General features: G+C 72.0%; 16 protein-coding genes. 15 read left to right on the top strand and 1 reads right to left on the bottom strand.

Features of this window, described 5'->3' with window-relative positions; genetic code table 11:
• Position 1: 1 nt before the first annotated feature.
• Genes Vau01_RS11490 through Vau01_RS11465 form a run of 6 tightly spaced genes read left to right on the top strand, consistent with a single transcriptional unit; the run spans position 2 to position 4,688 of the window.
• Positions 2–907, top strand: coding sequence for an LnmK family bifunctional acyltransferase/decarboxylase (locus Vau01_RS11490; RefSeq protein WP_203990471.1), 906 nt, complete (start codon positions 2–4; stop codon positions 905–907).
• Positions 904–1,155, top strand: a complete 252-nt coding sequence (locus Vau01_RS11485; RefSeq protein ID WP_239151494.1) for a phosphopantetheine-binding protein — start codon at positions 904–906, stop codon at positions 1,153–1,155. The genes Vau01_RS11490 and Vau01_RS11485 overlap by 4 nt, the downstream gene beginning before the upstream one ends.
• A complete protein-coding gene (locus tag Vau01_RS11480; protein WP_203990469.1) occupies positions 1,155–2,375 on the top strand; it encodes a hydroxymethylglutaryl-CoA synthase family protein in 1,221 nt (406 codons plus the stop codon). Before Vau01_RS11485 ends, Vau01_RS11480 begins: the two co-directional genes overlap by 1 nt.
• A 26-nt stretch (positions 2,376–2,401) precedes the next feature.
• Complete coding sequence (locus Vau01_RS11475) at positions 2,402–2,638, top strand: phosphopantetheine-binding protein (protein ID WP_203990467.1); 237 nt, start codon at positions 2,402–2,404, stop codon at positions 2,636–2,638.
• Positions 2,635–3,897, top strand: coding sequence for a beta-ketoacyl synthase N-terminal-like domain-containing protein (locus Vau01_RS11470; protein WP_203990465.1), 1,263 nt, complete (start codon positions 2,635–2,637; stop codon positions 3,895–3,897). Before Vau01_RS11475 ends, Vau01_RS11470 begins: the two co-directional genes overlap by 4 nt.
• Complete coding sequence (locus tag Vau01_RS11465; protein WP_203990463.1) at positions 3,894–4,688, top strand: thioesterase II family protein; 795 nt, start codon at positions 3,894–3,896, stop codon at positions 4,686–4,688. Before Vau01_RS11470 ends, Vau01_RS11465 begins: the two co-directional genes overlap by 4 nt.
• Here the strand turns inward: Vau01_RS11465 and Vau01_RS11460 are convergent.
• A complete protein-coding gene (locus tag Vau01_RS11460) occupies positions 4,661–5,614 on the bottom strand; it encodes a helix-turn-helix transcriptional regulator (RefSeq protein ID WP_203990461.1) in 954 nt (317 codons plus the stop codon). The two genes, Vau01_RS11465 and Vau01_RS11460, sit on opposite strands and share 28 nt — an antisense overlap.
• A 637-nt stretch (positions 5,615–6,251) precedes the next feature.
• On the opposite strand from Vau01_RS11460, the gene Vau01_RS11455 reads away from it, so the two are divergent.
• The 9 genes from Vau01_RS11455 to Vau01_RS11415 all read left to right on the top strand — a co-directional run bounded on the left by Vau01_RS11455 (position 6,252) and on the right by Vau01_RS11415 (position 14,184).
• Positions 6,252–6,473, top strand: coding sequence for a hypothetical protein (locus Vau01_RS11455; RefSeq protein WP_203990459.1), 222 nt, complete (start codon positions 6,252–6,254; stop codon positions 6,471–6,473).
• Positions 6,474–6,528: 55 nt separating this feature from the next.
• On the top strand, positions 6,529–7,347 hold the full coding sequence (locus Vau01_RS11450; RefSeq protein ID WP_203990457.1) for a Crp/Fnr family transcriptional regulator: 819 nt from the start codon (positions 6,529–6,531) through the stop codon (positions 7,345–7,347).
• A gap of 13 nt (positions 7,348–7,360) precedes the next feature.
• Positions 7,361–8,179: a hypothetical protein gene (locus tag Vau01_RS11445; RefSeq protein ID WP_203990455.1), complete on the top strand. Its 819-nt coding sequence runs from the start codon at positions 7,361–7,363 to the stop codon at positions 8,177–8,179.
• Between the two features lie 10 nt (positions 8,180–8,189).
• Positions 8,190–8,447 (top strand): acyl carrier protein, encoded by a 258-nt coding sequence (locus Vau01_RS11440; protein WP_203990447.1) that lies wholly within the window; start codon positions 8,190–8,192, stop codon positions 8,445–8,447.
• Positions 8,444–9,316, top strand: coding sequence for a DUF6039 family protein (locus tag Vau01_RS11435; protein ID WP_203990445.1), 873 nt, complete (start codon positions 8,444–8,446; stop codon positions 9,314–9,316). The genes Vau01_RS11440 and Vau01_RS11435 overlap by 4 nt, the downstream gene beginning before the upstream one ends.
• Positions 9,317–9,403: 87 nt before the next feature.
• Complete coding sequence (locus tag Vau01_RS11430; RefSeq protein ID WP_203990443.1) at positions 9,404–10,939, top strand: ABC transporter substrate-binding protein; 1,536 nt, start codon at positions 9,404–9,406, stop codon at positions 10,937–10,939.
• 10 nt (positions 10,940–10,949) lie between these two features.
• Entirely contained in the window at positions 10,950–11,909 is a 960-nt protein-coding gene (locus tag Vau01_RS11425) for an ABC transporter permease (protein ID WP_239151493.1), read from the top strand.
• Positions 11,906–12,691, top strand: coding sequence for an ABC transporter permease (locus Vau01_RS11420; RefSeq protein ID WP_203990441.1), 786 nt, complete (start codon positions 11,906–11,908; stop codon positions 12,689–12,691). The genes Vau01_RS11425 and Vau01_RS11420 overlap by 4 nt, the downstream gene beginning before the upstream one ends.
• Positions 12,688–14,184 (top strand): ABC transporter ATP-binding protein, encoded by a 1,497-nt coding sequence (locus Vau01_RS11415; RefSeq protein ID WP_239151492.1) that lies wholly within the window; start codon positions 12,688–12,690, stop codon positions 14,182–14,184. Before Vau01_RS11420 ends, Vau01_RS11415 begins: the two co-directional genes overlap by 4 nt.
• Positions 14,185–14,187 lie beyond the last annotated feature (3 nt).

Here is a 14,187-nt window from a genome sequence, read left to right as displayed (position 1 = left end):
GATGCGAATCCTCGAACGCCCCGCCCCGACGGTGCTCGATCCGTCGTCGGTGACCCGGACCGAGGTGGTGCGCCCGGCGATGTGCGGCCACAACTCGTTGTTCGCCGGCCAGATCGGCGACTGGACCTGGGACGCGGTGAGCGAACTCTGCGGCGTCGACGTGCTCCGCGCCCGCACCGCGGCCGGCGACCCCACATACCTGTCGTTCTACTACTACCGCATCCGCGGCGGGCGGGCGTTCCACCTCCGCACGCCGAGCTTCGGCGACACGCTGCGGATCACCACCCGGCTCTACGACTTCGGCTCCGAGTCGGTCCTCGCGCTGCACCGCATCGACCGCGGCGACGACAGCCTGCGGGTCGAGAACCTCAACCGGTGGATCTCGCGCGGCGGCGGAACGTCGAACGAGACGCTCGTGCGCGCGTCGCCGGTCGGGTTCACGCACCGGCACCTGCCGACGCTGCCCGCCGACCGCTCGCCCCGGGTCGCCTGCGGCACCGCCCGCACGGCCCTCACGTTCCTCCCGGACACCCGCTACGTCGACGCCTCGCCGCCGCGGCGGCTGCGCTACCCGGTCGACCCGAGCCGCGACCTCAACGGCGTCGGGCTGCTGTACTTCGCGTCGTACTTCTCGATCGTCGACCGCGCGCTGCTGGACCTCTATCGCGGGCTCGGCCGGGGCGACACCGCGTTCCTCGACCGCGTCGTGGTCGACCAGCAGTTGTGCTACCTCGGCAACGCCGACGCCGACTGCGTGATCGCCATCGACGTGCGGCACCGGACCGACCGGGCCGATCCCGGTCGGGAGGTGGTCGACGTGGTCCTGCGCGACAGCCGGACCGACCGGCTCCTCGCGGTCTGCACGCTGCACCTGCTGACGACCCCATCCGACGGGAGACACCCATGATGCCCGCGCTGACAACCGAGGTCTGGACGGCCGTCCACGACGTCCTCGCAACGATCCTGCCCACGGTCCGGCGGACCGAGGTCACCGGTGACAAGCACCTGCGCGACCTCGGCGCCGACTCGGTCGACCGGGTCGAGATCATCGTGTCGCTGACCGAGCGGCTCGGCGTCGACGAGCCGTTGTCGACGTTCAGCTCGGTGCGCGACCTCGACGAACTGGTCGCGCTGCTCGCCGACCGGCGGCCCTGATGGGGTACGGCATCGAGGCGCTGAACGTCTACGCGGGGATCGCGCGGATCGCGGTGCCGGAGCTGTTCGCCGGGCGCGGCCTCGACCCGGACCGGCTGGCGAACCTCGCGATGGCCGAGCGCTCCGTGGGCCTGCCGTTCGAGGACCCGGTGACCAACGCGGTCAACGCGGCCCGGCCGCTGCTCGACGCACTGTCCACAGCGGACCGCGACAGCGTCGAACTGCTCGTGACGTCGACCGAGTCGGGGGTGGACCTCAGCAAGTCGGTCGCCTCGTACGTGCACGAGTACCTCGGCCTGTCCCGCACGTGCCGCCTGCTGGAGGTCAAGCAGGCCTGCTACGCGGCGACCGCCGCCGTCCAGCTCGCCACCGGCTACCTCGCGTCCGGTGCGGCGCCCGGCGCGAGGGCGCTCGTGATCGCCACGGACGTGGCGCTGGTGGACGCCCGCGCCGGCTACGCCGAACCGGCCACCGGCCACGGCGCCGCCGCGGTGCTCGTGGGGGCGGACCCCCGGGTGCTGACCATCGATCCGGGCGCGTTCGGGCTGTACTGCTACGAGACGCTCGACTCGGCCCGCCCGACGCCGACGTTCGACGTCGCCGACGTCGACCGCTCGCTGTTCGCGTACCTCGACTGCCTCGCGAACGCATTCGACGACTACGCCGGCCGGGTCGCCGACGCCGACTTCGCCACGACGTTCGACCGGCTCGCGTTCCACACCCCGTTCGCCGGGCTGGTGCGCGCCGCCCACCGCAGGATGATGCGGGCGGCGGGCGTGTCCGCCGCGGCGGTCGACGCCGACTTCGAGCGCCGCGTCCAGCCGTCTCTGCATTACCCGTCAAGGGTCGGCAACCTGTGCTCCGGCTCGGTGTACCTGGCGCTGGCGTCATTGCTGGACCACGATTCGGTCGACGACGGCGCGCGGGTCGGCCTGTACTCGTACGGCTCGGGCTGCTCGGCGGAGCTGTTCAGCGGCGTCGTCGACGCCGGTTCCCGGGCGGCGGTGCGGGCGATGGGCATCGGCGCGCACCTCGACGCCCGCCGGGAACTCACCTTCGGCGAGTACGAGGACCTGCTCGGTGAGGCGCTGGCGGTGCTGGTCCCGGAGCGCGACCGCACGGTGGACCTCGACCGCTGGGCGGGCTACCTGGACGGCGCCCGGAACCGGCTCGTGCACACCGGCATCAAGGAGTACCACCGCCGCTACGAGTGGCTGTGAGATCCAACCGCAAGAGAGGAAGAGCCATGGACCCCGTCCTGGAAACCATCCGGCGCAACGTCTGCGTGGTCCTGCCGGACCTCGACCCCACGCTCGTCGCGCCCGACCGGTCGCTGACCGAGCTCGGCTGCAACAGCATCGACCGGGCCGAGGTCGTCACGCTGACGATGGAGGCGCTGGAGATCAGCGTCCCGGTGGCGGAGTTCGGCCCGGTGCGCGACATCGGCACCCTCGCGGAACTGTTCCGTCGGCACGTCCGGTGAACAAGGACCGACCGGCCGACCGGGTCGCCGTCACCGGAACGGGCGTGCTGTGCGCGACGGCCGGCGACACGGACGGGTTCCGGCGGGCGCTGCGCGCCGGCACGGTCGGCATCGGGCTGCGGCCGGAAACCGAGGACGGGCTCAGCCCCCGGGTCAGCGCCGATCTCGCCGGGTTCGACGTCGTCGCCGCCGTGGCCGCCCGCACCGACCTGCCGGAGCCGTTGCGCCGCACCGCGATCCGGGTGGCCGCCCGGGCCCCGCTGGCGGTGCGGGCGGCCGTCGTCGTGGCGCTGGAGGGCTGGGACCGCGCGGCCCTGCACCGCAAGGCGGTGCCGAGCGACCGGGTCGGCATCGTGGTGGCCGGGCACAACCTCGGCGGCCGGTACGCCGACGACGTCCAGCCCCGCTACGAGACCAGCCCGGTGCACCTGCCGGCCCGCTACGCCCTGCACTTCCTCGACACCGACCACGTCGGCACGGTGAGCGAGGTGCTCGGCGTCACCGGCGAGGGCTACACCGTCGGCGGCGCCTCGGCGAGCGGCAACGTGGCCATCATCAACGGCATGCGCCTGGTGACGTCCGGCGCCGTCGACGTGTGCCTCGTGCTCGGCGCGCTCACCGACCTGTCGGGCATGGAGCGGCAGAGCTTCTACAACCTCGGCGCGATGGCGACCACGACGTGCCGGCCGTTCGACGTCGACCGGGAGGGGTTCGTGCCCGGTCAGGCCGCCGCCTGTCTCGTCCTGGAGAGCCCGGAGTCGGCCGCCGAGCGCGGCGTGCCGGCGCTGGGCCACATCGCCGGCTACGCCCAACGGCTCGACGCCACCCGGCTCGCCGAGCCGAGCGTCGCGGCCGAGGCGACCGTGATGGCCGCGGCGCTGCGCCACGCCCGGCTCGCCCCGGACCGCGTCGGCTACGTCAACACCCACGGGACCGGCTCGCGGATCGGCGACGAGACCGAGGCGCGCGCGATCCGCGAGGTGTTCGGCGCGGCGACGCCGTGGCTGAACTCCACCAAGGGACTCGTCGGGCACTGCCTGTGCGCGGCCGGCGTCGTGGAGGCGGTGGCGACGCTCGTCCAGCTGCGGCACGGCTTCCTGCATCCCAACGCCGGCCTGACCCGCCCGCTCGACGACACCAGCCGGTTCGTCGGCCCGGTGGCGCGGGACACCGACGTGGACTTCGCGCTGTCGAACGCGTTCGGCTTCGGCGGCTTCAACACGAGCGTCGTGGTGGCGAGAAACGGAGCACCGTCATGACCGGGGAACGGTGGATCGTCGAGCCGGTGCCGGCCCTTGCCGATCCGGCCGTGCGGCTGTTCTGCTTCGCGCACGCCGGCGGCGGGCCGGCGTTCTTCCGGCGCTGGCGGGCCGCTCTCGCGCCGGAGATCGACGTGCGACCGGTGCTGCTGCCGGGTCGCGAGTCGCGCATCCGGGAAGCGCCGGCGCGGCGGATCGAGCAGGTGCTGGACCCCCTGTGCGCGGCCCTGCTGCCCCACCTCGACCGGCCCTACGTCCTCTTCGGGCACAGCATGGGAGCGGTGCTCGCGTACGAGGTGGGCCGGCGGCTCGCGCGCTCACGTGCGTCCCATATGGGTTTTGCCGAAGGCCCGGCGGCGGTTCTCGTGTCGGGACGCCGCGCGCCCCGCCTGCCGACCAACCGGCGTCTCTTCTCGACGCTGCCCGACGCCGAGTTCCTCCGCGAGATCGGCGGGCTCGGCGGGACGCCGCCGGAGGTGTTGCAGGAGTCGGCGTTGCTGCGCGCGCTGCTGCCGCCGTTGCGGGCCGACTTCGAGCTGAACGAGTGGTACCAACCGCTTCCGGGGCCGCGGTTGCACTGCCCGGTGGCGGCCTACATGGGCGCCGCCGACCCGGAGGTGAACCACCGCGAACTGCTCGGCTGGCACGAGGAGACCGGCGGCGAGTTCACGATGCGGGTCTTCGACGGCGACCACTTCTATCTCAAGGACGGGCGCGCCGACGTGCTCGCCGCGGTGCGACAGGACGTGCAGCGCGCCGCGGGTCAGATCCAGTTGTGCGCCGTGGCGTAGGCACCGAGCGCGAACCGGGAATCGACCTCCGCCCGGACCATGATGTCGGCGACGATGCGCCGCACGGTGCGCACCGACATGCCGAGCTGGCGGGCGATCGCCTCGTCCTTGGCGCCGGTGGCGAGCAGGCGCAGGACCGCCCGGTCGGCGGTGCGGGCGCCCGCGTCGGAGTCGCCGTCGGCCGTCAGCGGACGGCCCTGCTTCCAGTACGACATGAACAACGCGTGCAGCGCCGTGACGAGCCCGGAATGCGGGACGATGAGCGCGCCGGCCGTGTCGTCGTCGGGATCGCGGGGCACGATGGCCGTCTCCCCGTCGACGAGGATGAGCCGCATCGGCAGCGCTGGCACCAGCCGGACGTCGGCGCCGGCGTTCACGAGCGTCAGCGCGTACTCCAGCCCGGCCGGCTCGAACGCGAGCGTGTCGAGGTAGAGGGTCTGCATCCGGACGCCGCGGTCGAGCATCGCCATGTCGAGCGGGCGGCTGGCGTCGCGGGTCGCGGTGGGGTTGTAGGCCGACGGGCTGAACGACAGCACCTCGGTGCGGGCCGACATGGCCAGCTCCTCGAGCCGCCGGCGGACCGCTCGCAAATCGGTCAATTGCTCTATGTCGGGTTCGGGACTTTCGAACTCAGTTGTTGTGGAATAGCTCCGCAAAATAGACGTAAACGTGTCGTGGCTGCGTTGCAGGAAATCGTGTCGTTCGTGCAGCAGCAGCTGTTCGCGTGCGATCAGGTGCTGCATCGCGACTATCGGGCTGACCGCGACCAGCATGCCGACCTCGTCGGACCGGCGATGCAGGAGGGCGAGGTCGACCAACCGGTCGAGAATGGCGGTGGCGAACTCGGCGTCGCACCCGAGTTCCTCGGCGAACTGGGCGAGGTCGAGCCCCGGTCTCTGCAGCAGAAGATTGTAGGCCGTGGTCACCAGGCCATCGTCGGGACGAGGGCGGTCCTCCTCATCCCCCGATGAATTCGCATTCGTTGGGAACAAGGACCGACCCACCCTGGCATCCTCCCGTCTCAGACCCCAAGTATGCGCCCGGCATTGACTTCTCACAATCGGGGGTCCATTTGCTTCGACCTACCTGCCCGATCGGGAATGCCGCGCCGATCCGGCCGCCTTCGCTGTGCGAACAACGACTTCGGCGCCCGCGGACCGCCCGGGGAGCGGGGATGCGAGGTTTGGCACCAAGGTGCCATGACATCCTCTGCGCCGCGGAAAATGCAGACACGGGGCCTTGACGACGGCAGGCTGTGCATAGCGAAGCGAACCAGGGGCCGGCCCAGCGGAATCGCCGCTTTCAATAATTCTCCACGCTTAATTCAAGGGGTCGACCATGTCTGTTCGACGGGTAGTTGCTGCGCTTTTCGCGATGTCGGTGCTCACTGTCGTCATTCCCGAGCCACCGCCCGGTCCTCCGCCCGTACCCGAAGGTTGGGAATGGGGAATGTCGGCCCCGCATAAGACGCCTGTCAATAGCGACAGGAAATAGCACCGCATGTACGCGGTCGAGCTCCGCTTCATTCCGACCGAAACGGGAATATTGCCGTCGGTCGAGGTCATGGAAGCGAGTGTTCGGCTCAACGGGACCCGGGCGGGACGGCAGATCGAACACGTCGTCGTCCGAACGATTTCCATCGACATCTACTTCGTGATTTTCGCATTGGCGCACGACGTCGACGATGCCCGACGTCTGGCCCGGTCCATCGGCGCGGCGGTCGCCGTCGAGTTCGCCCAGGTCCGGTTCGACGGCTTCCGGGTGTGGCGACGCGAGCGCGCCTGACCGACCGGGTCGGCCGGGCACGCCGCGGGTGGGCGGCGCGCTGGGAGGAGAGAACATGGCAGTCGCCACACAGGCTTCGGCGCCGGCGCCCCTCGGGGTGGGCGCGGACCTCCGTCGCCTCATCGCGGCCGGGACGCTGGGGGCGTCCACATTGAAGGTGTCCCGCCGGGACGTCGTGTACAGCTGTCTCGACGGCGACCGCAGCATCTATCTGATCGAACAGGGTCAGTTGAAAGCCGTGGCACCATCCGCGGACGGCAAGGAATGCCTGCTCAACATATTTACAACTGACGATGTGTTCGGAGAGCTGTGCCTCCTCGGTACGGAGCGCCGGGACACCGTCACGGCGATGACCCCGGCCGTGCTGCGCCGGGTTTCCGCGGCCAAGGTCCTGGCCGCCATGGCGGACACGTCTTTCCGACACGAGTTCGTGAAGTACATGGCCCGTCGAATGTACGAACAACAACAGATGATCGCCTATCTGGTAACCGTCGACAGCGAGCACCGGCTGGCCGCGATCCTGCTGCACCTCGGTCGCAAGCTCGGCCGGCGCGACGGCCACATTCTGCGGATCGAGGAGCGCATCACGCAGGACGAGCTCGCCGGCATGGTGGGCACGACGCGCTCCCGGGTCGGCTACTTCCTGAAGAACTTCCGGCAGGCGGGACTGGTGGCCCGGCGGCGGGACTGCTTCCTCGCCCTGCACGAGCAACGGCTCGACGCGTTCATCGTCGGTGATCACCCGGCCGTCAGCGTGCCCCGCCCGTCGGTGGGACCGGCGCCGTCGGGTCCGGCCGCCGGCCCCGCCGGTGCCGGCCCGCGCCGGGTGAACCCGATGGCCGTCGTGACGCGGTTCCGTCCCGCGGCGTTCTGAACGGGACACGACGATGACCGAAAACCTTGTGGAACAAGCGGTTCCGGTCGGGTGGACCGCGCTGTCCCAGCCTGGCGAGCTCGTCGTGGCGTGCGACTTCGCGTCCGCTGGGCGTCCGATCGCGACGTTCACCGACCTTGTCTCTTTGCTGCCACCGGGTTTCAGTGTCTGGGAGAGCGCTCCACCGGCGTTCGGCGCGGAGTCCGGAATGGACGGTGCCGCGCACGTCGAGCGGTGGGCCGGTGCCCTGGCCACTCTTCCGGTGCGGGCCGTCCTCGGGTTCTGCTCCGGCAGCGTCTACGCCGGGATGATCGCCGACCGGATCGCGGCCCGGCAGCCGCGGCCCCGGCTCGTGCTGCTCGACCCGGAGCCGGCCACGCCCGCGATGATGCTCGACTTCTACCGCGAGCGGGTGAACCGCTTCGCGTCCGTCCTCGCGCCGGACGAGGTGGCGGCGGCCCTGCGGGCGGGGGAGGACAGCGTCGCCGCGTCATCGCCGCCGCTCGCGCTGGCCGCGCGGTTGCGGGACCTGTGCCACGACGTCGTCGCACCCGCGTGCGAACGGGTCGGGCTGCCCGGGTCGCGCGTGACGGAGTTCGTCGGCCTGGCCGGTTCGTACCTGCACTGGCTCGCGGCGGCGATCGACCTGCCCGCGCGGTGGCCGACCGCGCACGCCGTCAACTGCGCCACTCCCGGGATCGGGCTGCGCTCGGTGCCTCCCGCGGACCGCGCCGGCCTCGTCGCCTCCGCGCGCTACCTCGACGTCTCGCACACCGACCTGATGCGCAGCCCGCTCACCGCGCGGGCCGTCGCCGATCTCTTGACCGAGTAAGGAGAACCCGATGGACAACCTCGTGGACGACCTCGTGGCCCTGTGGCGCGAACTGCTCGACGACGGCCTGCGCGGCCCCGACGCGTTCACCCCCGACTCGAACTTCTTCGTCGAGGGCGGCCACTCGCTGCTCGGCATGGTGCTGCTGGACCGGTTGGAGCAGCGGACCGGGATCTCGCTGCGGCTGGCCGACCTGTTCAAGGATCCGACCCCGGCCCGGCTGGCCGCACGGGTCCACGCTCTGGCCGCCGAGGGGGTGGCGGGATGACCACGGACGTCGGCGCCGCGCCGCGGCTGGCGCACCTGCAGAGCAGCGTGCCGTTGGACCGCGTGCTGCACACCGGGAACGCGGGCTTCATCGTGCACCGCAGCGGCCTGATCAAGTACGAGTTCCGGGCCGAGGGGCTGCAGTTCGGCCGGCAACTGGTGGAGCTGATCAACGCCGGCGACGTCGGGTACGTCTCGGTGTTCCTCTACGAAGAGGTGATCGGCGTCCACAACCGGCTGCACTGGATCCTGCACCTGAAGCAGCCCAACGACTACGGCCGGCTGCTCGACAAGGTCGACCACGACGCCAAGTGGCGCGAGATCACCGACCTGGACCGGTTGCCCACCAAGGGCGGCGGCGGCTGGGAACGCATCTTCGTCGAGGGCAGCATCAGCGAGACGGTGATGTGCCCGCAGCACGGCGTCGGCCACGCTGATGATGACGACCACGGTGACACCTTTCAACCCGCGGCCCGGTTCCAGACCACCGTGCCCGCCGACCGGCTGCTGCACTCGGCGAACTCGGCCCTGACGCTGCACCGCGTCGGACAGGCCCGGTACGCCGTCCGGGACGAGGCGCGGGTGTTCCTCTACGAGTGGGCCGGCGCCGTCAACGAGGCGTTCGTCGGGCGGGCCACCGCGTTCCTCTTCGAGGAGATGTGGGGCCGCCAGGACCGCCTGCACCTGCTCATCCACCTGTCCTCGTTGGACGCCTACGAGGAGCTCATGGAGTTCACCGAGTCGGCCCCCGGGATGCGCGCCCTGCTGGCCCGGCAGTGGATACCGACCTTCAAGGGCGGCGGCACCTGGGAGCACCTGTTCGTCGACGGCAGCATCACCGACTCGCTGCTGGCACCGGCCCGTGTCTGAGGCCGGCGCAGATTTGCGCAGACGCGCCTACACATTTCCGTTCGAATGACCGGTGCCCGCACCGGGGAAGCAAAGGAGACGACCATCATGACCGAGGTCTCCGGCACGAACCGCCGTCAGATTCTCCGACTCGGGCTGCTGGCCGCCGGTGGAGCCGGCCTCGCCGGCAGCGGCCTGGCCGGGTGCGGACCCGCGGACAAGCCGGCCCAGGCGGCCGCGCCCACCCTGCTCCGGGTCGCCGCGGCCGACGCCACCAACACGACCGGGCTCGACCCGCGCTCGGTGAGCGCCGGCGCCAGCGTCATCGTCGTGCAGCACGTGTACGACTCGCTGATGGCGCTGGAGGACAGCACCTTCAAGCTCAAGCTCGCCGAGTCCGTCGAGCCCAACGCCGACGCCACCCGCTGGACGATCCGGCTGCGGTCCGGCGTCACGTTCCACGACGGCCGACCGGTGCGCGCGGCCGACGTCGCCTACAGCATCCGCACGCTGGCGACCCCGCCCAGCAACCGGGCCTCGGTGTACGGCGAGGTCGACGTCGCCAACCTCAAGGTGGTCGACGAGCGCACCGTCGAGGTGCCGCTCAAGCGCGCCCGCGCCGACTTCCGCGAGGCCGTGCTCGTGGTCTTCTCGACCGTCTTCCCGGAGGGCACCACCGACTTCTCGAAGGCGATCGGTTCCGGGCCGTACAGGCTCGACGCGAGCGACGAGCGGATCGTGCGCCTGGTCGCCAACGAGGATCACTGGGGCGGTACGCCCGCCCTGCGTGAACTGGAGATCACGCGGATCGCCGATGCCTCCGCCCGGCTCGCCGCCGTGAAGGACGGCCAGGTCGACTACGCGGTCGGCATCAGCGCCGCCGGTGCGCAGACCGAGCGGGCCAACCCGCAGGTGCGCATCCACCGCGGCGGCGTCGCGAACTCCAACGCGCTGTCGTTCGCCATGAACCAGCGGCTGGCACCGTTCAACGACCCGCGGGTGCGGCGCGCCGTGCGGCTGGCCGCCGACCGTAAGGCCCTCGTGGAGAACGCGCTGATCGGCCTCGGCACGCCGGGCGACGACGTCGTCGGCAAGGGCCTGCCCGGGTACGCGAAGGGGCTGGCCGAGCGCTCGCGTGACGTCGACACCGCGCGGCAGCTGTTCCGCGACGCCGGCGTCTCCGAGCTGACGCTGCGCGCGTCGGACCTGGTGCCCGGGTTCATGACGGCCGCCAAGCTGCTGAGCCAGCAGTTGCAGGAGGCCGGCGTGAAGCTGACCGTGCAGACGGTGCCGGCCGACAGCTTCTACGCCGACCTCAAGGCGCTGTCGACGGTGCCGTTCCAGACGTTCTACTACAGCAACCGGCCGGCGCAGGTGCACCTGTCGGCGGTCACCAACGAACGGGCCGTCTTCAACGTGACGGGCGCCGGCCCGGACCACTGGAAGCGCCTCGCCGCCGCACAGGTGACGGTCGACAACGACAAGCGGGCGGCGGCGTTCGCGGAACTGCAGCGCGACTTCTACGACAACGGCGGCGACCTGTTGTGGGGCTTCCAGGAGTCGATCGACGTCTCCAACGCGAGCGTCAAGGCGGTGCCGGTCAACCAGACGGTGCAGGCCTTCGGCCGCGCCACGTTCGGCTGAGGCGGAAACCGTGAAGCGGCCGGTCCTCGCTGTCGGCAAGCGGCTCGCCGCGGCGGCGCTCACGCTCGTCGCCGTGTCGATGGTGCTGTTCGCCGGTGCGTCGATGGTGCCCGGCGACGCGGCCAGCGCGTCGCTCGGCATCAGCACGACGCCCGAGCAGATCGACGCGCTGCGCGCGGAGTGGGGCCTGGACCGGCCGCTGCCGGTGCGGTACGCGGAGTGGATGGGCGCGGTGCTGCGGGGAGACCTCGGCACCAGCCTCATCTCGCACCGCCCGGTGATCGACGTCATCGCGGAACCGTTGTGGTCGACCACGGTGCTGGTGCTGATCGCCAGCGCGGTCACCGTGCCGCTGGCGGTCCTCCTCGGCGTCCTCACCGGGCTGCGTCCCGGCGGCCGGCTGGACCGGTTCGTCTCCGGTGTCTCGCTGACCGTCGTGGCGATCCCGAGCTTCGTCGTGGCCGGCCTGCTGGTGATGGTGTTCTCGGTGACGCTCGGGCTGCTGCCCGCGGTCTCCCTGCCACCGCTGGGTGGAACGCCGTTGGACCGCCCGGAGATCCTGGTGCTGCCGGCCGGTTCGCTGGTGCTGTTCGCCACCGCGTGGGCCAGCCGGCTCGTGCGCGCCACGGTCGTCGACGCCAACCTGGCGCCCAACGCCGAGGCGGCCCGGTTGGCCGGCGTGCCGGAGCGGACGGTGGTGTGGCGGCACGTGCTGCCGACGACGGTGCCGGCGCTCGCGCCGGTGTTCGCGTGGCTCGTCAGCGCGCTGTTCGGCGGCACCACCGTGGTCGAGGTCGTCTTCAACTACCCCGGACTGTCCACCGTTCTCCTGACGGCCGTCCGCAACCACGACGCCGCGGTGCTCGAAGGCGTCGGCCTGCTGCTGGCCGTGGTCATCGTCGGTTCGCTGATCGTCGCGGACCTCCTCGGGTTCCTCGCGAACCCCAAGCTGCGGACGGGGACGCCGTGAAGCTGCGCACTCTCGTGGCCCTTCCGGGGGCGGCCGTGGTGGCGCTCGCCGTCGCCGGGCACTGGATCGCCGCGGGCCTGGGCGATCCCGGCCGGATCGTCGGCCGCCCGTACACCGGCCCGGGCGCCGGGCTGCCGCTGGGAACCGACGGCGCCGGGCGCGACGTGTGGCTGCGGCTGCTCGCCGGTGGGCGTCCGCTCGTTCTGGTGCCGGTGCTCGCCGTCGCGCTGACGGCGGTGATCGGGACGGCCACCGGGATGCTCGCCGGCTACCGCGGCGGGATCGTCGACGCGCTGGTGTCCAGAGTGGACGGTCTGCTGCTCGCCGTGCCGCCGGTGCTGGTGCTGCTCGTGATCCTGCACGGCTGGGGCTACAACCCGGTGACACTCGTCGCGGTGGTGGTCGTCACCGGCGCCCCGTTCGTGTCGCGGGTCGCGCGCGCGGCCACCCTGCAGGCGATGCGGCAGGGCTACGTGGAGCAGGCGGTCGGGCTCGGCGAGGGCACGGTGTCGGTGCTGCTGCGCGAGATCCTGCCCAACATCGTCCGTCCGATCCTGGCCGACGCCGGCACCCGGCTCGCGATCGCCGTCTCCCTGACGGCCGCGGCCGGCTTCCTCGGTTTCGGCCCCGACGAACCGAACTGGGGCGCCATGATCAGCCAGAACGTCGAGGGCGTCGGCCTGACGCCGTGGGCCGTCCTCGCGCCCGCCGTGTGCCTCGCGGTCCTCGCGGTGACCGCGAACCTCGGCCTGGACCGTCTCGCGGCAAGGCTGGACCGGTGAGCGTCCTGCGGGTCGAGAACCTGACCGTTGTCGCCGCCGACGGGCGCCCGGTGCTCGACCGGGTCTCGCTCGACGTGCGGCCGGGCGAACGCGTCGGCGTCGTCGGCGAGTCGGGCTCCGGGAAGACGACGCTGGCGCTCGCGATGCTCGGCGCCGTCCGACGTGGACTGTCCGTCGTGGACGGTGGGGTGTTCGTCGGGGACGAGAACCTGTTGCGGCTCACCGACTCCGCGCTGCGTTCGGTGCGCCGGCGCGTCCTCGCCTACCTGCCGCAGGACCCGGCCTCCGCGCTCACGCCGACGTTGCGCGTGCGCGGGCAGCTGGCCGAACTCGCGACCGACCGCGCCGACGCGTCGTTGCTGCGCCGGCTCGCCGAGGTCGGCCTGCCGGCCGAACCCGCGCTGCTGCGCCGCTACCCGCACCAGCTCTCCGGCGGCCAGCAGCAACGGCTGGCCCTGGCCCGGATGACCGCCGGCGATCCGCGCCTGCTGGTCCTCGACGAGCCGACCACCGGCCTCGACGCGCTCGTGCAGAAGCTCGTGCTCGACCAGGTCGACGCGCTCGTGCGGCGGCACCGCATGGCGCTGGTGTTCATCACGCACGACCACGCGGCCGTCGAGCGGATGACCGACCGGCTCGTCGTGGTCGAGGCCGGTCGCGTCGTGGCCGACGGCCCGGTCGTCCCGTCCACCCGCCGCCCAATCGCGGCCCTTCGCCGGACGATCCCGGCCGCGTCCGGTGGCGTGCCCGTCCTCCGGGTCGACGGCGTGAGCGCCGGCCATCCGACCCGGGGCGGGCGCACGACCGTGGTGCGCGACGTCTCCTTCGACGTGGCGGCGGGGGAGTGCGTGGCGCTGTTCGGGGTGTCCGGCAGCGGCAAGACCACGCTCGCCCGGTGCCTGAGCGGAACCCACGTGCGTGACGCCGGATCGGTGTCCCTGCACGGCGAGCCGCTCGCGGCCCGCGTCACCGACCGCACCGTGCCGCAACGCCGCCGGATCCAACTGGTCCCGCAGCATTCGGCCGGCTCGCTGAACCCGCGCCGCACCGTGGGCGCCGCGATCCGCCGGCCGCTGCGCCGCCTGCACGGCCTCGACCGCGCCGCCGCCCGGGAGGAGACGGCCCGCCTGCTCGACCTGGTCGGCCTGCCGGCCACGTTCGCCGGCCGGTTCCCGGCCCAGCTGTCCGGCGGCCAACGGCAACGGGTGACGATCGCGCGGGCGCTGGCCGCCCGGCCCGACCTGCTGGTGTGCGACGAGATGACGTCGAGCCTCGACGCCGGCGTGCAGGAGAAGGTGCTTGACCTGGTGTCGGACCTGCGCGAGCGGCTGGGGCTGGCCCTGGTCGTCATCACCCACGACCGGGCGGTGCTGGCCCGCCTGGCGGACCGCGTCCTGGTGCTGCACGAGGGCGTCGTGTGCGAGGAGGGCCCGGTGGAGCGGATCCTGGACGCCCCGTCCCACCCCTGGACCCGGGCTCTCGTGGCCGCTTAAGGC

Origin of the sequence: Virgisporangium aurantiacum (genome assembly GCF_016863635.1) — a bacterium.
Taxonomy (GTDB): Bacteria; Actinomycetota; Actinomycetes; order Mycobacteriales; family Micromonosporaceae; genus Virgisporangium; species Virgisporangium aurantiacum.
Note: the sequence above shows the minus strand (reverse complement) of the source record. Positions and strands in the feature narration are given on the sequence as shown.